The sequence below is a fragment of the Streptomyces sp. NPDC031111 genome, from assembly GCF_055570675.1.
This window is the reverse complement of record NZ_JBVIGS010000010.1, coordinates 306,385-330,988: the sequence shown is the minus strand read 5'-3', so window position 1 is coordinate 330,988 and position 24,604 is coordinate 306,385. Positions and strand designations below refer to the sequence as shown.

Sequence of the window (24,604 nt, the reverse complement as noted above, 5' to 3'; positions counted from 1 at the left end):
CCGAAAGGGGGGGGGGGCGAAAAGCACGTGGGGGGGCACACCCTCTTGTCTTGTGGGGGGGGGGGGGGGGGGGTGGGGGGGGGGGGGGGTCTTCCCCCCCCCCCCCCCCCCCCCCCGCACCCGTTTTCCCCTCAACCATGGGAGTTCCTGGACGATGATTGCCAGAAGGACCGGACTCGCCGCCAAGTGCTGCGCCACCCTGCTCGCCGGCGGACTGCTGACAACGCTGTCACCCTCCGCCGCCGTCGCCGCGCCGGAGTACACGACAGCCGAGGCCGGCAACCCCTTCGTCGACGGCTGGTACGCCGACCCCGACATCGCCGTCCACGACGGCGTCTACTGGGTCTACCCCACCACCTCGAGGCCCTACGACGAGCAGACGCACCTGGACGCCTTCTCCTCCACCGACCTGGTCCACTGGACCAAGCACAGCGACATCCTGACCAAGGAGGACATCTCCTGGGCGGAACGCGCGATGTGGGCGCCCGCGCCCATCGAGCGCGACGGCAAGTACTACCTGTACTTCGCCGCCAACGACATCCAGAACGACTCCCAGCCCGGCGGGATCGGGGTGGCCGTCGCCGACCGGCCCGAGGGCCCGTACGAGGACGCCATCGGACGGCCGCTGATCTCAGCGTTCCACAACGGCGCCCAACCCATCGACCAGGACGTCTTCATCGACGACGACGGCCAGGCGTACATGTACTACGGCGGCTGGGGCCACGCGAACGTCGTCAAGCTCAACCCGGACATGACCAGCCTCGGCACCTTCGCCGACGGGTCGACGTTCAAGGAGATCACCCCGGCGGACTACGTCGAGGGATCGCAGATGTTCAAGCGGGACGGGAAGTACTACCTCATGTGGTCCGAGGGCGGCTGGACGGGGCCCGACTACTCGGTGTCGTACGCCATCTCCGACTCGCCGACCGGCCCCTTCGTCAAGCTCGACAAGGTGCTCGCCCAGGACCCCGCGGTCGCCAGGGGCTCCGGCCACAACTCGGTCGTCAATGTGCCCGGCACCGACCTCTGGTACATCTTCTACCACCGGCGCCCGCTCAGCGAGACCGACGGCAACCACCGTCAACTGGCGTACGACCGGATGCACTTCCGGCCCGACGGCACGATCGAGCGCATCGAGATGAAGGTGCGGGACAACTTCGCCGACGGCAACGCGCTGGGCTGGAAGACCTACGGCGGATCCTGGTCGGTGACCGGCGGACGCTACCGGGCGGGCCGCTCGGCCGGCGGCAAGGCACTGCTCGACACGAACTTCGCCGACTTCACCCAGGAGGCCGACGTCACGGTGACCTCGCGCGGTGGTGACGCCGGCCTCACCTTCCGGGTGACCCGGCCGGCGGTCGGTACCGACAGCTACAGCGGCTACTACGCGGGCATCGGCCCGAGCGGCAAGGTGGTGCTCGGGAGGGTGAACGGCTCCTGGACCCCGCTGGCGACCGCCGATCTGCGGATCGCCCCGGGCTCCACGCACAAGCTGCGGGTCACGGCCGTCGGCCCCTCCCTCAAGGTGTATGTCGACGACATGACCAGGCCCAGGATCTCGGTCACCGACGCCACGTACCCCAGCGGTGCGAACGGTGTGCGGGTCTTCGACACCACCGCCACGTTCGACAACGTGGCGGTGCGCCGGGCGCAGTAGCCCGCACACGGCGGAAGGTGCGGACGCCGAGGACGCCCGCACCTTCCGCCGTCGAGGCGGTTACGGCTTCTCCGCCCCGTACAGCGCGCTCACCTCCTCGGCCGTGAGCGCCCGGTCGTAGGCGTGGACCTCGTCCACCGCTCCGTCCCAGAAGTCGGTGTGCTGGCCGTTCCACTGGGCGCGGCCCACCGTGAAGGGGCCGGAGGCGACGTAGTTCGGGCCGCCCTTGACGGTCGCCGCCCGCTTGCCGTCGACGTAGAGCGTGATCTCGCCGGTCGAGTCGTCACGCACACCGACCAGGTGGTACCAGCGGCCGGTCTCGGGCGTGGTCTCCAGGCGGGCGCGCTGCCCGTCCGGCGTGCTGAAGGCGAAGGCGCCCTGTCCGTACTGAAGGTAGAAGGGGCTCGTCCGACGCTGCGCGTCCTGGCTGACGGCGGTGGCGTAGTTGCCCGGCAGCGAGTCCAGGGTGACCCACGCGGACACCGTGTAGCTGCCGGTGGTGTCGAGCACCGGGCCGTCGGTCTCGGCGTACTGTCCCTGGCCGTCGAACTTCAGCGCGCTGCCGCTGACTCCGGTGGTCCAGGTGGTCCCCTCGGTCAGCTCCAGCGGCTTGTCATTGGGGCCGGCGTCCTTCGCGGTGGTGCCGGTGCCCTCGTCGAGGGCCCACGACCCGCCGCCCTTCAGCTGCTCGCGGTCCCCCACGGCGGCTCCGGCCGCGATGACCTTCCGGTTGATCTCGCGCACCCGCACCGGGTCGACCTTGATCTCCCGGCGGTCGTAGGTGTAGAGGCCGTTGAGCTCGTTCTCCAGGTCGGTGATCTGCGTGTACACCGAGCCGGAGAGTTCGGCGCCGGCCTGGTCGAGGTAGAACTTCTCGGTGTTCTCGACGTACTTGCGGGTCAGTGCCTCCTTGTCGGCGACACCGCTGTAGATCACGGTCGGCGTGCCCGGCCACATGTGTCCCGGGGTGCGCAGGGTGAAGCCGCCGTGCTCGCCGTCCATGGCCGCCCGGTGGTCCGGGAAGGGCGGGTCCTCGTTGTTGTAGTCGTGGTGGTCGATGATGTCGCCCTTCCCCGAGTCGCCCTTGGAGTTGCAGCAGTTGACACCGCTGTGGGCGTTGACGACGCGGGACGGGTCGGCGGCCTTCACCGACTCGGCGATGCGGCCGCTCTCCTCGCGGTTCCACTCGCCCCAGCCCTCGTTGAAGACGATCCAGCCGATGACGGAGGGCGAGTTGTGGTGCCGGCGCATCATCTCGCGGCCCTGGTCGACGAAGGCCTTCTGTCCGGTCTCGTTGGTGATGTTGCCGGAGACGAAGTCCTGCCAGACCAGCAGACCGAGCCTGTCCGCGTGGTAGAACCAGCGGGGCGACTCCACCTTGATGTGCTTGCGGACGGCGTTGAAGCCGAGCTTCTTGTGCGCCTCGAGGTCGAAGGCCAGGGCGTCGTCGCTGGGCGCGGTGTAGAGGCCGTCGGGCCAGAAGCCCTGGTCGAGGGTGGCGAGGGAGAAGATCGGCTTGCCGTTGAGGACCAGCTTCCGGTAGCCGCCGACCTCCTCGATGCCGATCTCGCGCATGCCGAAGTAGCTGCCGATCCTGTCGGTGGAGCGGCCGTCCTTCAGCTTGATGTCGAGGTCGTAGAGGTAGGGGTCGTCCGGGCTCCACAGGTGCTGCTCGGCGACGGGCAGGCTGAGCTTGCCGTTGGCGGGGCCACTGACCCTGCCGACGACCTTTCCGCGGGCGTCGCGGGCCACGGCCTCGACGCGGGCCGTCCTCGAGGCGTCGTCGGACTCGACGGTGACGGCCAGCGTGCCGCTGTCGATGTCGGGCGTGGTGACGACGTTGTCGATGGAGGTGTCGGCGACGGGCTCCATCCAGACGGTCTGCCAGATGCCGGACGACTGGGTGTAGAAGATGCCGCCGGGGTTGGTGGACTGCTTGCCCATCGGCTGGTCGGCGCCGCCGGTGTCGGTGACCGCGACCACGATCTCCTGCTGTCCCCGGCCCTTGAGCGCGTCGGTGATGTCGGCGCTGAAGGCGTTGTAGCCGCCGGTGTGTTCGGCGACCTTCTTGCCGTTGACCCAGACCGTGGCCTGGTAGTCGACGGCGCCGAAGTTGAGCTTGAGCCGGTTCGCCGAGCCGCTCCCGCCGACCTGCCAGCTCTTCGGCACGTCCACGAGCTTGCGGTAGAACATGTGGTCCTCGTGCCGCTCGAGCCCGGAGAGCTGCGACTCGACCGGGAACGGCACGATGATCTTCTCGTCGAGGTCCTTGCCGAAGACCGGCTGCTCACCGGCCTCGGCGCCGCTGAACTGCCAGGGCCCGTTGAGGTTCTTCCACCGGTCGCGGACCTGCTGCGGGCGGGGGTATTCGGGCAGCGGGTTCCTCTTGTCGACCTTGTCGCCCCACGGGGTGGTGATGCGGTGGGTGGAGGTGTTGGTGGCGTAGCGGACGATCCGGGGCACGGCCTTGTCGCCGGCCTTGAGACCGCCCTGGCCGTCGTAGATGAACCGGACCTGCTGGTTCTTCTGGATCGGCTCGGCGAGGGTGACGAGGAGGGAATCGTTGTCACCGGGGAAGGCGGCCACCGACCGGATGGGCATGGCGGTGGTGTCGGCCTCGATCTTGAGGTGGTCCGCCACCTCGGCGAGGTCGCTCACCCGGTCCTCGAACCGGACGCGCAGTCGCCGTCCGTCCTCGGTCACGGTCGGCTCCACCGGGAAGACCTCGAAGCCGGCGGGCGGGGTGAACGCCGTCGTCGGCACCAGTTGCTTGGCCATCGTCGGAGTCGACCAGCGCAGGAACATGTTGGCCCCGCCGACGTCCTGGAACATCTCCAGGCGGAAGTCGTGCTTCTCCCCGGCGGTCAGCTGGATCGGTGTGCTGGTCTGCTCCTTGTCCCAGTCACCCACCCAGTGGTCGATCACCGGCTCGTCGTCGATGAAGAGGCGGAAGCCGTTGTCACCGATGGCGTGGAAGGTGTACGCGCCGGTCTCGGGGGCCTCGATCTGCCCGGTCCAGCGGGCGGTGGTGTGCTCCGTGCGCCCGGTCAGCTCCTCGAAGGTGCCGGTCAGTCCGGAGAAGTTGATCTGCGGCTCCAGCAGGGTGCCGCCGAGTTCGGCGAAGTCCCGGGCGCCCGGCGCCGACATGCTGAAGTACTCGCCCTTCAGGCCGTGCACCGTGACGTCGGCGTCGGCGGCGGACCGGACGGAGGTGGTGCCGGCCGGTTCGGCCGCCGTCGCGGCCGGTGCCAGGGCGCCCGTGGACAGGGCCAGGGCGGCGACGGTCAGCAGCGCCCAGGATCTGGATCTCGAGCGGGTGAGTTTTCTGGTCATCGAACCTTTCCTCGCGCAGAGGGCATGGGGCCGACCCGAGGCGGAAGGCGTCGTCGACTCGGCCCGGGATTCCTTCCAACGTTGGAAAACCGGTGTGCAGCGGAATGACAACACGGCGGCCGAGCACTGTCCAGGGATCGCGCACAGCTGACACGACGTCAGTAACGGGCGTGGGTCCGGGAGGACGGCACGCCGGTGGAGACCCGGGGCCCGCGACCGTATTGACATGTCCGGCTCCAACCACAACCCTGTGAGGGCATACCTTGCATCGATGTAAATACGGGCGTGGAGGGGAAGCGGGACCGATGGGACTTTCTCGCCGTCTGGCCGGCCTGGTCGGCTTCGTACTGTCCGGCGTCCTCGCCGCCGCGCTGACCCTGACGTCCGCGCATCCCGCCCGGGCGGACCAGACCGGGCTCCGCGCCGCGGACCCGAGCGTGCTCCGGGTGGGCGGCACCTACATCTCCGTGCAGTCGGCCGGCGGCGGCATCGTCGTACGGCAGGCCCCGTCCACGGACGCCCTGGACTCGGCCACCCCGCGGCAGGTCTGGTCGGACACCCGCGAACGCGGGGAGGTCTGGGCTCCGGAGATCGTGATGGACGGCGGGCGCTACTACATCTACTTCACGGCCGGGCGCGGTGCCGCCCACCGGATGTATGTGATCAGCTCCGCCAGCCCCGACCGCGGCTACTCCGCCGAGACGAAGCTCGCCCTGCCGGACGACAAGTGGGCCATCGACGGGACCCTGTTCACCTTCAACGGCCAGCGCTGGTTCGTCTGGTCCGGCTGGGCCGGGGACACCAACGTCGAGCAGAACCTGTACATCGCCCGGATGAGCAGCCCCACCACACCGACCGGCGCGCGGCACATCATCTCCCAGCCCCGGGAGAGCTGGGAGCGGGTGGTGGGCAACCCGTTCATCAACGAGGGACCCGAGCCCATCAAGGACCCGAACGGGCAGCTGCACATCGTGTACTCCGCCAACGGCAGCTGGAGCGACCAGTACTGCCTGGCCGACCTGCGGCTGCGGGCCGGCGGCGACCCGACGTACGTGTGGGACTGGTACAAGTCCAACGGCTGTCTGTTCGGCTCCAACCGGGCGACGATGATGGCCGGCTGGGACCCGACGCTGCACGTCAACGGCCCCGGGCACCACAGCTTCGTGCTGCTGCACGGCGACATCGGCACCAGCCCGCCGGCCGGCCCCCGCTTCCCGCTGATGTTCCACGCGGTGCCCAAGGGCACGCCGTACACCTGGGAGAACCGCTACTGGTACACGGGCACGTTCTGCTGGTGGGGCAACACCACCTACAGCCGCGCCAACGTCCCGGGACCGAACACGGACACCGGCTGGAGCCTGAAGTTCTTCGAGTAGGTCAGCCCCGGCCGCCGGTGAACGGTCCGTCGGCCGCGAAGGCCTGGGCGGCGAACCGTTCGCCGATGCGGCGGTGGGTGGCCTCGTCGGGGTGCAGCCGGTCGGGCAGCGGCAGTTCGGCGTGGTCCGCCTCGCCGTAGAGGTCACGGCCGTCGAGGTGGTACAGGTTCGGGTCGTCCGCCGCCCGTTGCGCCACGACGCGCTTCAGCTCCTCGCGTACGACGTTGAGCGTCAGCTTGCCCTCGGCCCGTTCCCCGGGGTCACCCGCGGCGGTGAACAGCAGCCGGCCCTCGTCGAGGTGGCTGAAGTCGAAGGCGGTGGGGCCGGGTGTGTCCTCGTGGATGGGGCACAGGATCGGCGAGACGACCAGCAGCGGTGCGGTGGGGTGGCCCTCGCGGATGGTGTCGAGGAAGCCGTGGACGGCCGGGACGAAGGCGCGCAACCGCATCAGGTCGGCGTTGACCAGGTTGATGCCGATCTTGACGCTGATCAGGTCGGCCGGCGTGTCGCGCATGGTCCGCGCGACGAACGGGTCGAGCAGGGCGCTGCCGCCGAAGCCCAGGTTGACCAGTTCCACTCCGCCCCGGGCCGCGGCGAGCGCGGGCCAGGTGGCCGTCGGGCTCGCGGCGTCGGAGCCGTGGCTGATGGAGCTGCCGTGGTGCAGCCACGTCCTGCGCCCGGACGCGGGCACGGGCTCGACGGGGGCGTCGGTGCGCAGGGCGACGAGTTCGGTGGTCTCGTTGTGCGGCAGCCAGATCTCGACGGTCTTGTCGTCCTCGGAGAGGCCGCCGAAGCGGAGGGTGTCGGCGGGGCCGGTGGCGTGCCGGACGGTTCCGGTGCTCATGTCGATGGTCAGGGTGTTGCCGCCGGTCGCCGTCGCCCGGCCGGCCGGGCGTCCGTCGACGAGCAGGTCGTACAGGCCGTCCGGACGGGGCGGGGCCCCGACGTGGACCCGCTTGGTGGGCAGGGTGTCGAGTTCGACCGCGGTCGCCCGGGTGCGGAAGACCAGGCGTACGCCGGAGGGCTGGGACTCGGCCATGGCGAGCTGTCCGTCGGTGTACCGGGCGCGGACCCACGCGGGCAGGCGGTGGGGCAGGACCCCGTGCTCGGTGCGCTCCAGGTCGAGGGCGCCGCGCACGATGTCCGCGGTGATGGGCGTGGTGGTCCAGGTGGTGTTCGGGGTGGAGGGCATTGCTTCGATCCGTATGTCGGGGTGGGCGGGTGAGTCGGTGGTGGGTCCCGGAGTCGCCGTCAGGATTCGGGCCAGTTGCGCAGGAGGGCGTCCAGCGCGTCGAGGATGCGCGTCCAGGTCTCCTGGGTGTCGGGGGCGCTGTGGCTGAACCCGCCGCCCATCTCGATGCTGACGTAACCGTGGAACACACTGCCCAGCAGCCGGACGGCGTGGGTCTGGTCCGGTTCCTTCAGGTCGTAGCCGCGCAGGAGGGCGCGGGTCATCCGGGCGTGCCGGACTCCCGCGCTCGCGGCGGCCGCCTCCGGGCTGAGCCGGAACTGGGCCGCCGCGTAGCGGCCGGGATGCTCCCGCGCGTAGTCCCGGTACACGTTGGCCAGGGCCGTCAGGGCGTCCTTGCCGGACCGCCCGGCCAGCGCGTCGGCGGCCCGGTCGGCGAGTTCCTCCAGGGCGAGCAGCGCGATCCGCGTCTTGAGGTCCTCGGAGTTCTTCAGATGGGAGTACAGGCTCGCCACCTTGACGTCGAAACGCCGGGCGAGCTCCGAGACGGTCACCCGGTCGAAGCCGACCTCGTCGGCGAGCTCCGCCCCGGCCCTGGTCAGGCGTTCGGGGGTCAGTCGTGCGCGTGCCATACCCAACCTTCCGATCAACTGATTCGATTATGCATTCACCTAAAGCTTTTAGGCAAACGCCTATCATCCATGATCGATTGTCAGTGGTGGGCGGCAGGATGTGACACATGACCACACCTTCAGCAGTGATCGTCGATGCCGCCGCCTACGCACAGGCGGTCGAGGACGCCGTGCGTGCGGCGGCCGCCTACTACGAGGGGGGCACCTCGCCGCTGGACGACGACGCGTACGACCGGCTGGTACGGGGCATCGCCGACTGGGAGGCGGAACATCCGGACGGGATACTGCCCGACTCCCCCACCGGCAAGGTCGCCGGCGGCGCGGTGGTGGGCGATGTTCCGCACACGGTGCCGATGCTCAGCCTCGACAACGTGTTCTCCGCGGAGGAGTTCACCGCCTGGACCGCCTCGCTGGCGCGCCGGATCGGCCGTGACGCGACACGCTTCAGTGTGGGTCCGAAGCTCGACGGGCTGGCGATCGCCGCCCGCTACAGCGGCGGCAGGCTGCGCCAGTTGATCACCCGTGGGGACGGGACGGCCGGGGAGGACGTCTCGCACGCCATCGGCACCATCGAGGGGCTGCCCGAGCAGCTGGACGAGCCGGTCACCCTGGAGGTGCGCGGCGAAGTCCTCATGACCGCCGCCCAGTTCGAGCACGCCAACGAGGTGCGCACCGGTCACGGCGGGCAGCCGTTCGCCAACCCGCGCAACGCGGCCGCGGGCACCCTGCGGGCGAAGGAGCGTGCCTACACGGTGCCGATGACGTTCTTCGGCTACGGACTGCTGCCGCTGCCCGACACCGACTCCGCCCTGGCGGAAAGGATGACCGAATCGGCGCACAGCGACCTGATGGCCCTGGCAGCGGACCTCGGGGTGCACACCAGCGCCCGGACCGCGGTCCCGGAGGTCGTCGCCGGGACCGCCGAGGAGGTCCTGCTCCGGGTGAAGGAGATCGCCGCGGTCCGCGCCGAGCTGCCGTTCGGCATCGACGGGATCGTGATCAAGGCCGACCTCGCCGCCGACCGGGAGGCGGCCGGATCGGGCTCCCGCGCGCCGCGCTGGGCGATCGCCTACAAGCTGCCGGCCGTGGAGAAGATCACCCGGCTGCTGGACGTGGAGTGGAACGTCGGCCGCACCGGGATCATCGCGCCGCGCGGCGTCCTCGAACCGGTCGTCATCGACGGCTCCACCATCACCTACGCCACCCTGCACAACCCGGCCGACATCACCCGCCGCGACCTGCGCCTCGGCGACCACGTCATGGTCCACCGCGCCGGTGACGTGATCCCGCGCATCGAGGCCCCGGTGGCCCATCTGCGCACGGGTGAGGAGCGGCCGATCGTGTTCCCCGCGCAGTGCCCGCGCTGCGGTTCGGACATCGACACCGGCGAGGAACGCTGGCGGTGCGCCCAGGGCCGCAACTGCCATCTCGTCGCCTCCCTCGCCTACGCGGCGGGCCGCGACCAGCTCGACATCGAGGGCCTGGGCGCCACACGTGTGGTGCAGCTCGTCGACGCCGGGCTGGTGGCCGATCTCGCCGACCTGTTCGCCCTCCGGCGCGACCAGTTGCTGGCCCTGGAGCGCATGGGGGAGACCAGCACGGACAATCTGCTGGCCGCGATCGAGAAGGCCAAGGAACAGCCGCTGTCGCGGGTGCTGTGCGCACTGGGCGTGCGGGGCACCGGCAGATCCATGTCACGCCGGATCGCCCGCTACTTCGCCACCATGGACAACATCCGGGCGGCCGACGCCGACGCCATGCAGCTGGTCGACGGCATCGGAGCGGAGAAGGCCCCGTCGATCGTGGCGGAGCTGGCCGAACTGGCACCGCTCATCGACCGGCTCGCCGCCGCCGGCGTCAACATGACCGAGCCCGGCGCCACTCCGCCGCCGCCCGCCGGTGCGGACCCGGCGCCGGCCGAGGGCAGCCCGCTGGCCGGGATGACGGTGGTGGTCACCGGTGCGATGACCGGGAGCCTGGAGAAGCTGTCCCGCAACGAGATGAACGGACTCGTCGAACGGGCCGGGGGACGCTCCTCCTCCAGTGTCTCCAAGAAGACCTCCCTGGTCGTCGCGGGCGAGGGAGCCGGCTCCAAGCGGGCCAAGGCCGAACAGCTCGGCGTCCGCCTGGCCACCCCGGACGAGTTCGCGGCCCTCGTCGCGGACCTCCTCGACTGATCGCGGTCACCTCGGGCCGCGAGGGGCTTACGCGATGGTGTCGGACGCCGCCGCCGTGAACGCGTCCGCGTGCTCCGCGGCCCACTGGGTGAAGGTGCGGGCGGGCCGGCCGGTGACCTTCTCGACCGTGTCGAGGACCGTCCGGCCCACCTCCGGGGTGTTGCCGTACGCCTCGAGCAGGAAGCCGATCACGTCCTGCGGGTGTCCGGCCGCCCGCCACTGCGCGACGGCCTCCTCCTCGGTGAGCTCCACGAGGGTGATGTCCCGGCCGCGTGCGGCGGCGATCGCCGTCACCTTGTCGCCGACGGTCAGCAGCTCGGGGCCGGTGATCACGTACTCCTGGCCGGCGTGTCCTTCCTCGGTGAGCGCGACGGCGGCGACGGCGCCGATGTCGCCCTCGTGGACCATGGCGCTGAGCCGGTCGACGAACGGCTCGCGGACCTCGTCCGACGCGGTGATGCCGTCCGCCCACTCCAGTGCGTTGCCCATGAACTCGACCGGCATCAGCACGGTCCAGTCCACGCCCTCGTCGGCACGCACGGCGTCCTCCAGCAGCGACGGCCCGCCGCCGTGCAGCACGGTGACCCGGCGGACGCCGGCCGCGCGGGCCAGCTCCAGGATCCGCGGGCCTGTCTCCAGCGGGGCGAAGTAGGCCCCGCCGAAGGTGATCAGGTGGAGACCGGTGACGCCTTCCAGGGCCGCGGCCAGGCTCTCGGGTTCGGTCAGATCGCCCTGGACGACCTCGACGCCGGCCGGGAGGTCGGCCGCGGCGGCGTTCCTGGTGAGCGCGCGCACCGCGTGCCCGCGGGCGAGGAGTTCGGCGACGACCTGACGGCCGACGGTTCCGGTGGCGCCGGTGACGAGAATCTTGTGGCTGTGAGTCATGGAACGACCGTAGGAAGCCTTGCGGTCGGCTTCTGTCCGCAAGCGGGCACGTTCGGCGAAGGGCAAGAGGGACAGGATCCGGCCTACTTGCCGCCTAGCGTCGTGGACGACCGACATCGGCGAAAGGACACCGTCATGACCGAGCAGACCGGCGCCGCGCCCGAGGGCTACACCACCGTCGCCCCGTGGGTGGTGACCGACGACACGGGAGCGTTCCTCGACTTCGTCGCCGAGGCGTTCGGCGGTGAGGAACTCGGGCGGGTGGCGACCGAGGACGGGGCGATCGGTCACGGGGAGATCCGGGTCGGCGACACCGTCGTCCTGGCCTTCGACCGGCGCGCGGACTGGCCCGTCATGCCCAGCCTGCTGCGGGTGTTCGTCACCGACGCGGACGCGGCGTTCGCGCGAGCCGTCGCGCACGGCGCGCAGGTCGTCACCCCCGTCTCGGACAACGCCTTCGGGCAGCGCGGAGGGCGCGTCAAGGACCCCTTCGGCAACATCTGGTGGGTCGTCCGCCACGTCGAGGACGTCTCCGAGGAGGAGATCTGGAAGCGGATGCAGGACCCCGTCCACATCGAGGGCATGCGGGTGGCGCAGGCCACGCTCGACGCCGAGCTCACCGGCAGGCGTCACGGCCGCAGCAGCGCGCCCGTCAGGACGGACCGGTGACCGGGGACGCGGGCGGACCGGCGTCCGGCGGGCGTTCGAAGAAGGTCTCCAGGACCACCGTCGCCTGGGTCCCGCTGACCCCGTCGATCGCGTAGAGACGCCGCAGCACGTCCTGAAGGTGCTCGGTGGTCGCGGTGCGCACCTTCACCAGGAGGGCCGCGCTGCCGGCGATGACGTGCGCCTCCTGGATCTCCGGCACGGCGGCGAAGTCCTCGGCCCGGTCCCCCATCCACGCCGTCGAGTCGACCAGCACGAAGGCGAGGACCCCGCGGTCGAGCGCCGCTGGGTCGACGTCGACGGTCGTGGCCCGGATGACTCCCCGCTCACGCAGCTTGCGCACGCGTTCGTGAGCGGCACCGGCCGACAGCCCCACCGCCCCGCCGAGGGCGGCGTACGACTGTGCCGCGTCCCTCTGGAGGAGCCCGATCAGCTGATGGTCGATGGCATCCAGTTGTTTCATGGGATGACCATATCTGATTCTGTGCTGTGCGTGTTACGTTGCATGACATCCTGATCACTCTGCGAGGGGACGCCATGCCCACCAACGGCCCGTACGAGATCCTGGACGACCGCTTCCGCACCGGACGCTGCACGAACGGCGACAGCAGGCTGGAGGTCCTGTACGACGGCTGCCGCTGGGCCGAAGGCCCGCTGTATCTGCCCGCCTGGCGTCAGCTGATCTGGAGCGACATCCCGAACGACCGCATCCTGCGCTGGGACGAGGCCACCGGCACGGTCGGTGTCTTCCGCGCGCCGGCCGGCCACAGCAACGGCAACACCGTCGACCGCCGTGGCCGTCTGGTCACCTGCGAGCAGGGCAACCGCCGCGTCACCCGCACCGAGCCGGACGGAACGGTGACCGTCCTCGCCGACCGGTACGACGGCAAGCGGCTCAACAGCCCCAACGACTCCGTCGTGCGCTCCGACGGCACGATCTGGTTCTCCGACCCGGACTTCGGCATCACCAGCGACTACGAGGGTCATCGCGCGGAGTCCGAGATCGGGGCGTGCAACGTGTACCGGATCGATCCGGCGTCGGGCGACGTCCACCTCGCCGCGGACGGGTTCGAGGGGCCCAACGGGGTGATCCTCTCCCCCGACGAGAGCCGGCTGTACGTCTCCGACTCTCGCGCCGCCCGTATCCACGTGTTCGACGTCCATGAGGACGGCGCGCTCTCCGGCGGCAAGGTCTTCGCCGAGGCCGGGGGCGACGTCCACTTCGACAACATCCGCTTCGACGACGAGGGCCGGCTGTGGGCGGCCGCCCTCGACGACGGCGTCCACTGCTACGACCCCGACGGCACCCTCATCGGAAAGCTGCGCGTGCCCGAGCCCGTCTCCAACATCGCCTTCGGCGGCCCGAAGAACAACCGCCTGTTCATCACGGCCACGACCTCCCTGTACTCCCTGGTGATGTCGGTGACCGGCGCTCCGCGCCTGTGACGGCCCGCACGGCCTACGGTGTCAGGCGGCCGGCGCGGCTCTCCAGGTGGCGCCGCTCGGGAAGGCTGGTCGTGCGCCGGGCGGCGGAGCGGTAGGCGGAACGGGCGGCGTCGAGGTCACCGGCCATCTCCAGCAGATGGGCGGTGACCGCGTCCAGCCGGTGGTGGTCCGCCAGCCGCACGTCCCCTTCGAGGGTCTTCAGCAGATCCAGTCCGGCCCGTGGGCCCTCGACCATCGCCAGCGCGACCGCGTGGTTGAGCGTCACCATGGGGTTGGTGGGCGCCATGCGCTCGAGCAGCCGGTAGAGGGCGAGAATCTGCGGCCAGTCGGTGTCCTCCGCCCGCTCCGCCTCGTCGTGCACCGCGGCGATCGCGGCCTGGAGCTGGTACTGGCCGAGCGGTGCGCGGGCCAGCGCGTCCGAGACGAGGGCGACGCCCTCGTCGATGTACGCCCGGTTCCACCGGCTGCGGTCCTGCTCGGCGAGCGGGATCAGCGCGCCGTCGGGGCGGCTGCGTGCCGTACGCCGTGCGTCGGTGAGCAGCATCAACGCCAGCAGCCCGGCCACCTCCCCGTCATCGGGCCGCAGCCGGTGGACGGCGCGGGTGAGCCGGATGGCCTCGCCGGTCAGCTCGCCCCGGTGCAGGTCCGGGCCGGAGGAGCTGGTGTAGCCCTCGTTGAATATCAGGTACAGCACATGCAGCACCGCGTCGAGCCGGCCGGCCCAGTCCGGTGCGGAACCGGACCGTGCGCCGGTCGCCCTGATGCGCTGCTTCGCCCGGCTGATGCGCTGGGCCATGGTCGCCTCGGGGATCAGGAACGCGCGGGCGATCTGTGCCGTGGTGAGACCGCCGACGGCGCGCAGGGTGAGGGCGATCTGCGAGGCGGCGGTGAGTGCGGGATGGCAGCAGAGGAACAGCAGCGTCAGTGTGTCGTCCCGCTCCCCCGGGGACTCGTCGTCGGCGGCCGGGGCGAGCAGTGCGTCGGCCGGGACACGGGCCGCGGCGCTCTCCTCGCGGCGCCGGCGCGCCCGTTCGCTGCGCCACTGGTCGGTCAGCCGACGGCCGGCGACCGTGACCAGCCAGCTCCGCGGGCTGCCCGGTACGCCCTCCTCGGGCCACTGGAGGGCGGCGGCCATCAGGGCCTCCTGGACCGCGTCCTCGCACGCGTCGAACTGCCCATGTCCGTGGCGCCGGACGAGCACGCCGAGGACCCGCGGCCCCAGATCCCGCAGGAGCTCCTCGACGTGCGCGTCCGCCTTCATGCCGTTCCTCTCACATCTCCATTCCGGCCTGGTTCATGAGCGGCCGCAGTTCCACGGCGTTGTACCGGGCGTCCGGCCAGCGCGCGGCGATCTCGGTGGCCCGTTCCAGGCTGTCGCAGTCGAAGATGCAGTAGCCGCCCAGGAACTCCTTGGCCTCCACGAACGGCCCGTCCGTGACCGTGGGGACACCGTCGCGCACCCGTACGGACCTGGCGTTCGTCTCGTCGGCGAGTGCCTCACCGCCGATCCATTCGCCGGAGGCGGTGAGCTCCTCCATCAGCGCGCCCACCTCGGCGGCCACCTCGTCCATCTCCTTGGACAGGGTTTCCCGGGTCGCGGGGTTGCTGTAGATCAGCAGCATGTACTTCATCGGTGATCACTCCTCGTTCGTACGGGTTCACGGGCTCGGCGCCCAGGACGGGCGCCTGCCCCCTAGGGGGTTGGAGCGGACTCCGTGATCTCGACATCCCGCCGCTCCCGCATTTCACCACTTGGGCGCACCTGGCGGAGCAGGACCACGGCGAGTACGGCCACCACGGTCAGCACGACGGAGCTGACACCGGCCGCGACGTGCATCCCGCCGGTGAAGGCGTCGCGGGCGGAGCTCAGCAGGGCCGCTCCGGCCGGGCCGGGCAGTCGCTCCGCCGCGTCCACCGCCCCGGCAAGGGTGTCGGCGGCGGCCTCCGCCGCGGCGGGCGGGGCGCCCTCGGGGACGGCCCCCTCGATCCGGTGACGATAGACGGCGGTCGCCAGACTGCCCAGGGCCGCGAGGCCCAGCGCGAAGCCGAACTGCCCGCTGGTCTCGTTCAACGAGGCCGCCGATCCGGCCTTCTCGGGCGGTGCGGAGCCGACCACGAGGTCGGTGCCCAGCACCACTGTCGGGCCGCCGCCGGTGTTCATCAGCGCGAACCCGGTCACCACGGCCGGCAGGCCCGATCCCGGGCCGGCGTCGGCCCTGGTGAGCAGTAGCAGGCCGGCCGCCGAGACCAGCAGCCCGGCCCCGATCACATACGCCGGTCGGAACCGGCGGGCCAGCACCGGGGCGAGCAGGGACCCGGCGACCGAACCGGCCATCGCGGGCAGCATGCACAGACCGGCCCGGAACGGCGTCAGCCCCTCGACGAGTTGCAGATACTCCGTGACGAAGAGCATGGTGGCGCCGACGAGCAGCGTGTTGAAGAACATCGTCCCCAGCGCGGTGCGCAACCCGCGGTCGGCGAAGAGACGCAGGTCCAGCAGGGGGTCGGCGAGCCTCCGCTGACGAAGCACGAACACCGCGCCGACGGCGGCGCCCGCCACGACGGACAGCACGGGCACCGGCTGCCAGCCCGCCCTGGCCAGCTCCTTCAGCCCGTGCACCACCGGCAGGACCGCCGCCAGGGAGAGCACGACACTCAGGGGATCCGGACGCCCGGCCCGCGGAGCGCGGTACTCGGGCAGCAGGACCGGTCCCAGCACCAGCAGCAGGGCCATCGCCGGCACGCCCAGCAGGAACACCGAGCCCCACCAGAAGTGCTCCAGCATGGCGCCGCCGACGAGCGGGCCGATCGTGGCGCCGCCCGTCAGGCACACCATCCAGATGGCGATGGCCGTCGCCCGCTGCCCGGGGTCGCGGAACAGCTGGCTGATCAGGGACATCGTCGACGGCGCCAGCATCGCCCCCGCGACACCGAGCACCGCGCGAGCGGCGATCAGGGCGCCGGGGCTGCCGGCCCAGGCCGCCGCCACGGAGGCCACGCCGAAGGCGACCGCGCCGATCAGCAGCAGCCTGCGGCGGCCGATGCGGTCGCCGAGGGTGCCCATCGTGATCAGGAATCCGGCGAGCATGAAGGCGTAGATGTCCATGATCCACAGTTGCTCGGTGCTGCCGGCCCCCAGATCCGCGCTCAGTTGCGGCAGCGCCAGCAGCAGCACGAAGACATCGATGGAGACCAGCAGCGTGGGCAGCGCCAGCACGGCCAGCCCGGCCCACTCCCGCCGCCCGGCCCGCCCCGCGCCGGCTCCGGCCGCCCCGTCCGCACCCATGAGACCTTCCTCCCGCCCGTCCGCCGCTCGACGCGCGGCGACGGGCACTGACAGCGCCCGCCCCGTGCGGGCGCCTCTCACCGGTGGGTCGGAACGGGCCGGCGGACTTCGACATCCGCCCGTCGGCGGATGTCCGGCGGGGCGGGCGAGCGCGGTGTGGCGGACTCCTGCCGTGGCTTTCCCTCCGGCCGGGCCGCGATCCGTCGTGACGCCGGGAGGTGAGTGGCGGGGCGATGGCGGTTACCCGGTATCCGAGGCCGAGGAAGGGAGCGAGCCGTGCGATTCCGAAGCCGTGAGTACGCCGGGCAGGAGCTGGCCGTCCGGATGCTGGAGTGGGCGAGCAGCGGCGATCTCGCGAATGTGACCGTGCTGGCGTTGCCGCGCGGCGGTGTCCCGGTCGGCGCGGCGATCGCCCGGGCGATGCAGGTCCCGCTGGACGCCCTCGTCGTCCAGCGGATCGGGGTTCCCGGGTCCCCCGAGGTGGGCATCGGGGCGGTCGCCGGGGACGACCCACCGGTGTTCGACCGTACGGGCCTGAGGGCGCTGGACCTGTCGGAGGACAAGCTCGGCCCCGAGGTGGCCCGGGCGCGCGACGAGCTGCGCCGGCGGGAACAGCACTACCGCGGCGGTCGCCCCGCCCCGGACGTCAGCGGTCACAGCATCGTGGTCGTGGACGACGGTCTGGTCACCGGGATCACCGCCCTCGCGGCCCTGCGGCATCTGCGGCGGCGCGGTCCGCTGCGTCTGACGCTGGCGGTGCCCGTGTGCGCTCACGAGACCGCGGCGGCGCTGCGGGCCGAGGCCGACGACGTCGTCTCCCTGTACCAGCCGCCGCGGGTGTCGTCGGTCGGCGAGTGGTACGAGGACTTTCACGAGGTCTCCGACCGGGAGACCCTGGAGGCTCTGCGCGAACTGCACCCGGCCTAGGGGGTGTCGTTGGACGTATCCGTGCTGGTCACCTAGCGTTCCGCGCATGACAGAGCGACGCGCGATCCTCAGTGGCTCGACGTTCGAGGAGCAGATCGGTTATGCCCGCGCCGTGGTGAACGGCGACTGGGTGCATGTGTCCGGCACGACCGGCTTCGACTACGCCACCATGACGATCTCCGACAATGTGGTGGAACAGGCCGAGCAGTGTCTGCGGAACATCGAGGCCGCGCTGGCCGAGGCGGACTGCACGTTCGCCGACGTGGTGCGGGTGCGGTACATGCTGCCCGACCGGGACGACTTCGAGCCCTGCTGGCCGGTGCTGCGCCGCCGCTTCGGCGAGGTCCGGCCGGCCGCCACCATGCTGATGTGCGGGCTGGCCGATCCCCGGATGAAGATAGAGATCGAGGTGTACGCGCAGCGGCCCGCCCGATGACGACGGATCCCCAGGGGGTGTCCGGCGGGAGTCGTGGCGAGCGCTCCCGCCGAACCCCGGCGGTCACCCCTGGGACGGGGTGAGCACCACGAAGTCGGCGCCGGCCGGGTCCAGACAGACGGCCAGGCGGCCGACGCCCTCCGCGTCCTCCGGTCCCATCTGCACGCTGCCGCCGTTCGCGGTGACCTTGGCGACCGCGGCGTCGCAGTCGGTGACGTTGAAGACCGGGTGCCAGAACGGCCGCCCGTTCGTCGGCGCGAGGTCTTCCTTGCGGACCTCCATGAGGCCGCCGTGCATGCGCTCCTCGGGCTGCCCGGCGGGGGTGATCAGGGAGTACGTGCCCCCGCCGCCCGGCAGTTCCATGTCGCTGTACTGCCAGCCGAAGACGTCCCCGTAGAACTCCTTCGCCGCCGCCGCGTCGCTCGTGTACAGCTCGGTCCAGGACAGTGAGCCGGGCTCGTCCACCAGGTCGACGCCCTTGCTCTCCCCCGGCTGCCAGACGGCGAACTGGCCGCCCAGCGGGTCGCTGTACTGGGCCATCCTCCCCCACTGGTCGAGGTCCATCGGCGGCACCCGCACGGTGCCGCCGCCGCGCTCCACCGCCTGGGTCGTGGCGTCCACGTCGGTGACGCTGTAGTAGATCATCCAGGCCGAGCGCGCACCCTCCTCGGTGAGCTTGCCGAGCCCGGCGACCATCTTGCCGTCCTTGCGGAACATGCCGCCTTCCATGCCCTCCGCCTCTGCGTCCCCCATGGGCTCGTAGTCCCAGCCGAGGACCGTGCCGTAGAAGGCGGCGGCGGCCGGGACGTCGGGGGCGCCCAGATCCAGCATGCAGGGTGCCCCGGGCGCGAAGTCAGTGGTGATCACCGCGATGTCCTTTCGCAGATTCCCTTTGACCTCAGCCTGCCACCGGGCACTGACACTCGCCCTTCGGCCGGATCCGGGCGTGTCCCGCCGTCCGCGATGGACGGCGGGACACCGGAGCCGGCCGCGACGGGCTAACTCAGCGGCTCGATTCGGATGTTGCGGTAACGGACCTTGTTGCCGTGGTCCTGGAGCCGGATCGCTCCGGCCGCGGGTCCCTCGGCGATCCCGCCGCCCGTCGGGCCGTCGACGGCCACGTTGTCGTGGATCTTCTCGCCGTTCCACACCACGGTGACCCGCGCGTCCGACGTCTTGTTGCCCTCGGCGTCGTAGCGCGCCGCGCGGAAGACGATGTCGTACGACTGCCAGGTCTCGGGTGCTCGGGCGGCGTTCACGTCAGGGGCCTTCTTCAGATAGATCGCTCCCGCTTCGTTGGTGTCGAGGGTGGTGTCGCCGTAGGAGTCCAGGATCTGGAGCTCATACCGGTCCTGGAGGTAGACGCCGCTGTTGGCGCGGTCCTGGCCGGTCACGTCCGGGGGCAGCTTCGGCAGCCAGTACTCCACGTGCAGCTTGAAGTCGTCGTAGCTGCCCTTGGTGCGGATGTCCCCGCAGCAGACCTCCATCGCGCCGTCGGTGACGGGCCACTCCACGGGGCGCCCGTCGGTGTGCTGCCACCGGTCGAGGCCGTCGCCGTCGAACAGGGTGACCGGACTGCCGTCCCGGTCGACGGCGAGGACGTCGAGGTTGACGTGGCCGGTGTCGCCCTCGTCGTACCGGTAGGCGATGCTGTTGTGCCCGGCGCGGAGCCTCAGTGTTTCGGTCTGTGTCGACCAGGTGTCCCAGTCGCCGGTGCTGCGGAACTCGGTCTGTTTCACCTTCCGCCCGTTGACGTACAGGGAGAGGGACTTGGTGCCCTGGAACGGGTTGGGGCCGTTGGAGTAACGCAGCCCCAGGTCGTACGTCCCGCTCCGGTCCACCTCGACGTCGAAGGTCGTCGTGGCGCCCTGGGTGGCGTACCGGTCGACGAATCCGCTGCCGGAGTAGCCCCGGTGGTCCGTGTTGATGCCGGCCGCCCCGGTGAGGGCCGCCTCCTCGGCCTCGTACAGCGGGCCCTGTGCGGGCTGCTTGCCCGGCATGGCGTTGAGCGTGTACCAGGCCTCCGTGCTCCACAGGGTCTCGCCCGACGCCGAGCTGAACGGGCGCGGGGAGCGGATGTGCACGACGCGGCCCGGCTCGAGCCCCTCGACAGCCAGGGTCACCCTCTTGCGGTCGTCCGACAGCTTCGCGGAGGTCACCTCCAGGGTCTCCTCGGCGATCTTGGGTCCGCCGTAGTCGCGCGTCGGGGTGTAGCGCCACTGCTCGGCCTCGTAGTGGCTGACAAGGTTGTCAGCGGTCTCCTCGGAGAGCGGCTGGGTGTACTCCAGCTCGAAGCCGCCCTTCTTCACCCGCATGGCCTGGATGTCGAAGGTGTTGCCGCCGTTCGGCGTCAGCTTCTGGAGGCCGTACCTGAGCTTGCCCTCCTGGCCCCAGTTGCCGTCCGCTCCCAGACCGCCCGCGTAGATCGCGCCGTCGGGGCCCATGGTGATGCGGTTGACGCCGGCCTCGAGGCCCTGGGTGAAGCGGAAGACGGCGCCCTGGTACTGGCCCTTGACCTTCTCCAGGTAGGCGCGCTGGAGACCGCCGTAGGTGACGTCACCGATCAGCATCTGCCCCTTGAACCTGCCCTTGGTCAGGTGGAGCGGCGTGCTGGGCGAGTTGGCGATCTCGTTCTGCGGGAGCCAGAGCACCGGCTGGGTCACCGGTTCCGCGTCGAAGGGGCCCGCGGGGTTGGTGTAGTGGTTGAAGAAGCGGTCCTGCTTGATGTGGACCAGCTTCGACGAAGGGAGCCAACCGCCCTGGTTGTCGGTGGCGAAGAGGTCACCGCCGGGGCCCCAGCCGAGGCCGTTCGGGGTGCGGAGGCCACCGGCGATGTAACTGACCTTGCCGGTCTTCTTGTTGACCTTGATGGTCGCGCCGCGGCCGGGTGCGGGCTGCGGGTCCGTGGTGGCGCCGCCGTAGTTGATGGCGACGGACAGGTTCACGTAGAAGTGGCCCTTGCTGTACAGTAGTCCGAAGGCGAACTCGTGGAAGTTGCCGCCGTACGGCCAGGTGGCGACCGTCCGGGACTCGTCCAGGAAGCCGTCGCCGTCGCTGTCGCCCAGTTCGGTCAGTTCGTGCTTCTGGGAGACGAAGACGGTGCCGTCGACGACCTTGAGGCCCATCGGTTCCTTGAGGCCCTCGGCGATCTTCGTGGCCTTCACCTTGTCGGGGCCCGTGGTGCCGGTGACCTCGTCCATGACGTAGACCTCGCCGGCCGTGTTGTCGGTGCCGCCCCAGGTGCTCACCACCAGACGGCCGTCGGGCAGCCAGTCCATGCCGGTGACCTGCGGTTCGAAGCCCTCGGGGCGCAGGTCGGTGAGGGTGTGGTCGGGGCGCACGGAGGTGAGCGGCAGGCCGTCGCCCGGCGAGTCCCTGACGCCCTCGCACTCCTTGCGGCCCGGGGCGGTGACCCGGACCACGCCGGCGTCGGTGCTCAACGCCGCGTTCGGCACGGTGGCGAATCCGTCGGCGCCCGGCGGCTGCCAGGCGAGGTTGAGCACCTGATCGCCGCCGCGCTCGAAGTGGTCGATGCGCAACGCGTGCATGCCCTCGGTGAGTTGGACGGTGCCGTCCTTGGGTTCGGCACCGTGCAGTCCGTCGTGGTCGATGACCAGCCGGTCGTCGATCAGCAGCCGTGAGCCGTCGTCACTGGTCAGCCGGAAGGTGTACGAACCGTCGGCCGGTACATGGATGTTGCCGGTGACCTCGGTGACGAAGTTGTCGCCGAACCCGCCGAAGTCGCCGGTCGTGCTCCAGTCGACGGTCGGCATCAACTTGTCGTGGTTGGGGGTCTGTCCGGGCTTGAGCGTGCAGATCTTGTCGAGCGGGACCTGTACGTCGAAGACGCGCAGGGTGACGCCGGGTTCCTGCGGCGGCACATCGGCCCGCGGTGCGGAGCCCGGCTGCGCCGACGCCAGGGGCGGCCCCCAGAGCCCGCCCGCGACGAACGCGCCGACGAGCAGCGCTGTCAGGCGTCTTCGGGCACGCCCGTACAGCCGTGCGTCCATGCTTCCTCCTGCTGAGTCGACCGGAGGGCCGGATAACTCCGGTGCCGATTGGGCGAAACGCCAACGGTTGCGGCCGACACGCTAGGAGACTTCTGCTCAACACGTCCATACTTTGTCATCGATGAGTTCAAAGTCCTTCCGGTGGGCAGTATTCATCGATGTAACGGGCGGGACGCGGGGCCTGTGCGCGGTTACGGGGAGGGCGGGATGCGGTAGACGGACACGTGCGAACGCGACTCGGCGGTGAACTCGGCGCCTTCCCAGTCCGCGTGCCTGGACTCCAGCTCGAAACCGGCGAGTCGGGCCATGAGGTCGAGTTCGGCCGGCCAGATGTAGCGGTGCGGGCTGCGGAACAGTTCCGCCCGCTCGGTGTCCTCGGCGAAGTGGAAGTGGTGCGATACGACGTGCTGGCGCAGGGTGTCGTAGGTGTCCAGGCCGATGTACCCGGGCTCGGACTGCCAGACCGTGGCCGCCTGGCCCGGCGGGAGCTTGCGCAGCTCGGGCACCCAGAGCTCGATGACGAAGCGGCCACCGGGCCCGAGGTGGCGGGCGGCGTTGCGGAAGCACTCGATCTGCTCGTCCTGGGTGAGCAGATTGGAGATGGTGTTGTAGACGAGGTAGACCAGGGTGTACTCACCGGGGGCGACGGTCGTCGCCATGTCCCCGATGACCACGGGGATCGTGGCCTCGTCGGCCTTGGTCCGCAGTTGCTCCACCATCGGCAGGGACAGCTCGATGCCGTTGACGGGGACTCCGCGCCCGGCGAGCGGGACGGCCACCCGGCCCGTCCCGATGGCGAACTCGAGTGCCGCCCCGTCCCCCGCGAGCCGGGCCAGCCGGTCCACGGCGGGCTCCAGGACCGCGGGCGCGAACATGCCCGTGCCGGGAGTGTCATAGCGTCGGGCGACGTCGGCGCCCCAGATCTCCTGCTGCGTCATCCCGCCAACGCTGGCCGCCGGCATCGGGTGCTGTCCAGCGAATTACTCAGGGCTTGCGGGCCAACCCGCCGTGCTCGCCGATGGGTTCCGGGTCGGGGGTGTCGCTGTCCGGACGCCAGAGCGGCACCGAGACGACGCCGGGCTCGATGAGCTCCAGGCCCTCGAAGTACGCCGTGATCTCCTCGACGGTGCGCAGGTTGTAGGGCACGGCGCCGCTCTCGTTGTAGGCGTCCTGGGCCCGCTCGAAGACGGGGTCGATGCCCCGCGAGCCGTCGTTGACGGAGAGGTAGCTCCCGGACGGCAGCGCGGCCATCAGGCGGGTGACGATGGAGCGTGCCTGGTCGTAGTCGGCGACGTGGCCCAGGATGTTGCTAAGGATGAGGGCGGTGGGACGCGTGAGGTCCAGCGTCTCGCTCGCGACCTCCAGGATGCGGTCCGTGTCCAGGATGTCGGCGTCGACGTACGCCGTCGCGCCCTCCGGGGTCGAGTAGAGCAGGGCGCGGGCGTGCGCCAGGACCATCGGGTCGTTGTCGACGTAGACGATCCTGGAGTCGGGGGCGATCCGCTGCGCGACCTGGTGCGTGTTGTCGGCCGTCGGCAGTCCGGTGCCGATGTCCAGGAACTGCCGGATGCCCGCCTCACCGGCCAGATAGGTGATGTTGCGGCGCAGGAAGGCACGGCTGCTGCGGGCGATGGTGACGATCCCGGGGAAGACGGCGGTGTACGCGTCGCCGGCCTCCTCGTCGACGGGGTAGTTGTCCTTCCCGCCCAGCCAGTAGTTCCAGATCCGGGCCGAATGCGGAACCGAGGTGTCGATCTTCTGCTGCGCTGATCCGGGAACCGTCCCAGGGTCGGTCATGTGTACCGTCCGTCGTCCGTCGAGGGCTTCTTTGGCCAACGCATAATCTACGTGTCCCGCGCCGAGGGGGCAGCCGCTGCCGGGGATTCCGGGCCGCCCGGTCGCAGGCCGTGACGGCGCAGTGCCCCCGCCAGCCCTGCGAGGGCGACCAGGACGGCACCGAGCGCCACCCAGGTCGCCGCGCCCCACCAGGCGGGGACCAGGTCATGGGTGACGCCGCTCGGATAGACGCAGGTCGCCTGCGGGGGGAACACGGACCGCTGTACCTCCGAAGCACGCTCGTACACGCCCGTGGTGAACGCCGAGCAGGTGGACAGCGGGTCCCGGCCGGGCGGGGCCATGACCGCCGGCACGACCGCGCAGAGGAGGGCGAGCACGAGCAGGGAGACGAGGGCGAGGATCCCGAACCGGACCACTGCGCGCGCCTGCGCCAGCCCGGCGAACTCACGCACCCACGCCACCGCGGCGCAGGCGACGGCCACCGCCACGCACATCCACAGCACCCAGCCGAAGAAGTCACCCGCCGAGACCGTGGTGCCGTCGGCGAAGACGCACCGCACGCTCGGCGGGAAGCTGCCGCGCTCCACCCGGAAGTCCCCGCCGGGACCCTCGATCCCGTGCGCGCACCGCTCGTCCAGCTCCGACACCCCGACCGTGAGCCACCCGAGCAGCCAGGTCAGCACCCCCGCGCAGACGGACAGCGCGAAGGCGGCCCACAGCCCGTCCGCGGTACCACGTGATCTCTGTGTCTCCGGCATGGAGCCGGACCCTATCCGCCGCGCCACGG

The 24,604-nt window shown here is 70.8% G+C and carries 20 protein-coding genes; 7 read left to right on the top strand and 13 right to left on the bottom strand.

The annotated features are described in order from the left end of the window. Positions 1-154 precede the first annotated feature (154 nt). The gene (locus ACZ470_RS22565) at positions 155-1,657 is read left to right on the top strand and encodes a glycoside hydrolase family 43 protein (RefSeq protein WP_468429724.1); all 1,503 of its coding nucleotides are present in this window, start codon (positions 155-157) and stop codon (positions 1,655-1,657) included. 60 nt (positions 1,658-1,717) lie between these two features. On the opposite strand, the gene ACZ470_RS22560 is transcribed toward ACZ470_RS22565, so the two are convergent. After that, positions 1,718-4,990 carry a LamG-like jellyroll fold domain-containing protein gene (locus ACZ470_RS22560; RefSeq protein WP_468429722.1) on the bottom strand — a complete coding sequence of 1,091 codons (3,273 nt, stop codon included), beginning with the start codon at positions 4,988-4,990 and terminating at the stop codon, positions 1,718-1,720. Positions 4,991-5,295: 305 nt separating this feature from the next. Between ACZ470_RS22560 and ACZ470_RS22555 the strand changes: the two genes are divergently transcribed. Continuing rightward, positions 5,296-6,366, top strand: coding sequence for a glycoside hydrolase family 43 protein (locus ACZ470_RS22555; protein WP_468429720.1), 1,071 nt, complete (start codon positions 5,296-5,298; stop codon positions 6,364-6,366). A 1-nt stretch (position 6,367) separates the two neighbouring features. Here the strand turns inward: ACZ470_RS22555 and ACZ470_RS22550 are convergent, their stop codons facing one another. Then, positions 6,368-7,558 carry a GDSL-type esterase/lipase family protein gene (locus tag ACZ470_RS22550; RefSeq protein WP_468429718.1) on the bottom strand — a complete coding sequence of 397 codons (1,191 nt, stop codon included), beginning with the start codon at positions 7,556-7,558 and terminating at the stop codon, positions 6,368-6,370. 59 nt (positions 7,559-7,617) lie between these two features. Beyond that, positions 7,618-8,187, bottom strand: coding sequence for a TetR/AcrR family transcriptional regulator (locus ACZ470_RS22545; RefSeq protein ID WP_468429716.1), 570 nt, complete (start codon positions 8,185-8,187; stop codon positions 7,618-7,620). Positions 8,188-8,294: 107 nt separating this feature from the next. Between ACZ470_RS22545 and ligA the strand changes: the two genes are divergently transcribed. Then, the gene (gene ligA, locus ACZ470_RS22540; RefSeq protein WP_468429714.1) at positions 8,295-10,364 is read left to right on the top strand and encodes an NAD-dependent DNA ligase LigA; all 2,070 of its coding nucleotides are present in this window, start codon (positions 8,295-8,297) and stop codon (positions 10,362-10,364) included. 27 nt (positions 10,365-10,391) lie between these two features. On the opposite strand, the gene ACZ470_RS22535 is transcribed toward ligA, so the two are convergent. After that, positions 10,392-11,249 (bottom strand): NmrA family NAD(P)-binding protein, encoded by an 858-nt coding sequence (locus ACZ470_RS22535; RefSeq protein ID WP_468429712.1) that lies wholly within the window; start codon positions 11,247-11,249, stop codon positions 10,392-10,394. 135 nt (positions 11,250-11,384) lie between these two features. On the opposite strand from ACZ470_RS22535, the gene ACZ470_RS22530 reads away from it, so the two are divergent. Continuing rightward, positions 11,385-11,918, top strand: coding sequence for a VOC family protein (locus ACZ470_RS22530; RefSeq protein WP_468429711.1), 534 nt, complete (start codon positions 11,385-11,387; stop codon positions 11,916-11,918). On the opposite strand, the gene ACZ470_RS22525 is transcribed toward ACZ470_RS22530, so the two are convergent. Further along, a complete protein-coding gene (locus ACZ470_RS22525) occupies positions 11,902-12,369 on the bottom strand; it encodes an Lrp/AsnC family transcriptional regulator (RefSeq protein ID WP_468429734.1) in 468 nt (155 codons plus the stop codon). The genes ACZ470_RS22530 and ACZ470_RS22525 overlap by 17 nt on opposite strands. Before the next feature lie 83 nt (positions 12,370-12,452). Between ACZ470_RS22525 and ACZ470_RS22520 the strand changes: the two genes are divergently transcribed. Beyond that, on the top strand, positions 12,453-13,361 hold the full coding sequence (locus ACZ470_RS22520) for an SMP-30/gluconolactonase/LRE family protein (protein WP_468429709.1): 909 nt from the start codon (positions 12,453-12,455) through the stop codon (positions 13,359-13,361). Between the two features lie 13 nt (positions 13,362-13,374). On the opposite strand, the gene ACZ470_RS22515 is transcribed toward ACZ470_RS22520, so the two are convergent. The 3 genes from ACZ470_RS22515 to ACZ470_RS22505 all read right to left on the bottom strand — a co-directional run bounded on the left by ACZ470_RS22515 (position 13,375) and on the right by ACZ470_RS22505 (position 16,647). Continuing rightward, positions 13,375-14,622: an RNA polymerase sigma factor gene (locus ACZ470_RS22515; protein WP_468429707.1), complete on the bottom strand. Its 1,248-nt coding sequence runs from the start codon at positions 14,620-14,622 to the stop codon at positions 13,375-13,377. 10 nt (positions 14,623-14,632) lie between these two features. Beyond that, positions 14,633-14,992, bottom strand: coding sequence for a YciI family protein (locus tag ACZ470_RS22510; RefSeq protein WP_468429705.1), 360 nt, complete (start codon positions 14,990-14,992; stop codon positions 14,633-14,635). Positions 14,993-15,054: 62 nt separating this feature from the next. After that, a complete protein-coding gene (locus ACZ470_RS22505) occupies positions 15,055-16,647 on the bottom strand; it encodes an MFS transporter (protein ID WP_468429703.1) in 1,593 nt (530 codons plus the stop codon). Positions 16,648-16,923: 276 nt separating this feature from the next. Between ACZ470_RS22505 and ACZ470_RS22500 the strand changes: the two genes are divergently transcribed. Together ACZ470_RS22500 and ACZ470_RS22495 are read left to right on the top strand one after the other, a co-directional pair. Next, positions 16,924-17,574, top strand: a complete 651-nt coding sequence (locus tag ACZ470_RS22500) for a phosphoribosyltransferase (RefSeq protein WP_468429702.1) — start codon at positions 16,924-16,926, stop codon at positions 17,572-17,574. Positions 17,575-17,620: 46 nt separating this feature from the next. After that, positions 17,621-18,010: a RidA family protein gene (locus tag ACZ470_RS22495; RefSeq protein ID WP_468429700.1), complete on the top strand. Its 390-nt coding sequence runs from the start codon at positions 17,621-17,623 to the stop codon at positions 18,008-18,010. 63 nt (positions 18,011-18,073) lie between these two features. Here the strand turns inward: ACZ470_RS22495 and ACZ470_RS22490 are convergent, their stop codons facing one another. The 5 genes from ACZ470_RS22490 to ACZ470_RS22470 all read right to left on the bottom strand — a co-directional run bounded on the left by ACZ470_RS22490 (position 18,074) and on the right by ACZ470_RS22470 (position 24,575). Next, positions 18,074-18,877, bottom strand: a complete 804-nt coding sequence (locus ACZ470_RS22490; protein ID WP_468429699.1) for a VOC family protein — start codon at positions 18,875-18,877, stop codon at positions 18,074-18,076. 131 nt (positions 18,878-19,008) lie between these two features. After that, entirely contained in the window at positions 19,009-22,020 is a 3,012-nt protein-coding gene (locus tag ACZ470_RS22485; RefSeq protein ID WP_468429697.1) for a 3-keto-alpha-glucoside-1,2-lyase-like domain-containing protein, read from the bottom strand. 191 nt (positions 22,021-22,211) lie between these two features. Further along, positions 22,212-22,958, bottom strand: a complete 747-nt coding sequence (locus tag ACZ470_RS22480) for a class I SAM-dependent methyltransferase (protein ID WP_468429696.1) — start codon at positions 22,956-22,958, stop codon at positions 22,212-22,214. A gap of 46 nt (positions 22,959-23,004) precedes the next feature. Continuing rightward, complete coding sequence (locus ACZ470_RS22475) at positions 23,005-23,817, bottom strand: SAM-dependent methyltransferase (RefSeq protein ID WP_468429694.1); 813 nt, start codon at positions 23,815-23,817, stop codon at positions 23,005-23,007. Positions 23,818-23,864: 47 nt separating this feature from the next. Next, positions 23,865-24,575, bottom strand: a complete 711-nt coding sequence (locus ACZ470_RS22470) for a hypothetical protein (protein ID WP_468429692.1) — start codon at positions 24,573-24,575, stop codon at positions 23,865-23,867. Between the last annotated feature and the right edge of the window lie 29 nt (positions 24,576-24,604).

Bases quoted from the DNA above. Each gene is read 5' to 3' on its own strand.
- ACZ470_RS22480 (WP_468429696.1), bottom strand. From the start codon at position 22,958: ATGACGCAGCAGGAGATCTGGGGCGCCGACGTCGCCCGACGCTATGAC.
- ACZ470_RS22550 (WP_468429718.1), bottom strand. From the start codon at position 7,558: ATGCCCTCCACCCCGAACACCACCTGGACCACCACGCCCATCACCGCG.
- ACZ470_RS22560 (WP_468429722.1), bottom strand. From the start codon at position 4,990: ATGACCAGAAAACTCACCCGCTCGAGATCCAGATCCTGGGCGCTGCTG.
- ACZ470_RS22495 (WP_468429700.1), top strand. From the start codon at position 17,621: ATGACAGAGCGACGCGCGATCCTCAGTGGCTCGACGTTCGAGGAGCAG.
- ACZ470_RS22485 (WP_468429697.1), bottom strand. From the start codon at position 22,020: ATGGACGCACGGCTGTACGGGCGTGCCCGAAGACGCCTGACAGCGCTG.
- ACZ470_RS22535 (WP_468429712.1), bottom strand. From the start codon at position 11,249: ATGACTCACAGCCACAAGATTCTCGTCACCGGCGCCACCGGAACCGTC.
- ACZ470_RS22475 (WP_468429694.1), bottom strand. From the start codon at position 23,817: ATGACCGACCCTGGGACGGTTCCCGGATCAGCGCAGCAGAAGATCGAC.
- ACZ470_RS22555 (WP_468429720.1), top strand. From the start codon at position 5,296: ATGGGACTTTCTCGCCGTCTGGCCGGCCTGGTCGGCTTCGTACTGTCC.
- ACZ470_RS22565 (WP_468429724.1), top strand. From the start codon at position 155: ATGATTGCCAGAAGGACCGGACTCGCCGCCAAGTGCTGCGCCACCCTG.
- ligA (WP_468429714.1), top strand. From the start codon at position 8,295: ATGACCACACCTTCAGCAGTGATCGTCGATGCCGCCGCCTACGCACAG.
- ACZ470_RS22520 (WP_468429709.1), top strand. From the start codon at position 12,453: ATGCCCACCAACGGCCCGTACGAGATCCTGGACGACCGCTTCCGCACC.
- ACZ470_RS22515 (WP_468429707.1), bottom strand. From the start codon at position 14,622: ATGAAGGCGGACGCGCACGTCGAGGAGCTCCTGCGGGATCTGGGGCCG.
- ACZ470_RS22545 (WP_468429716.1), bottom strand. From the start codon at position 8,187: ATGGCACGCGCACGACTGACCCCCGAACGCCTGACCAGGGCCGGGGCG.
- ACZ470_RS22510 (WP_468429705.1), bottom strand. From the start codon at position 14,992: ATGAAGTACATGCTGCTGATCTACAGCAACCCCGCGACCCGGGAAACC.
- ACZ470_RS22470 (WP_468429692.1), bottom strand. From the start codon at position 24,575: ATGCCGGAGACACAGAGATCACGTGGTACCGCGGACGGGCTGTGGGCC.
- ACZ470_RS22530 (WP_468429711.1), top strand. From the start codon at position 11,385: ATGACCGAGCAGACCGGCGCCGCGCCCGAGGGCTACACCACCGTCGCC.
- ACZ470_RS22505 (WP_468429703.1), bottom strand. From the start codon at position 16,647: ATGGGTGCGGACGGGGCGGCCGGAGCCGGCGCGGGGCGGGCCGGGCGG.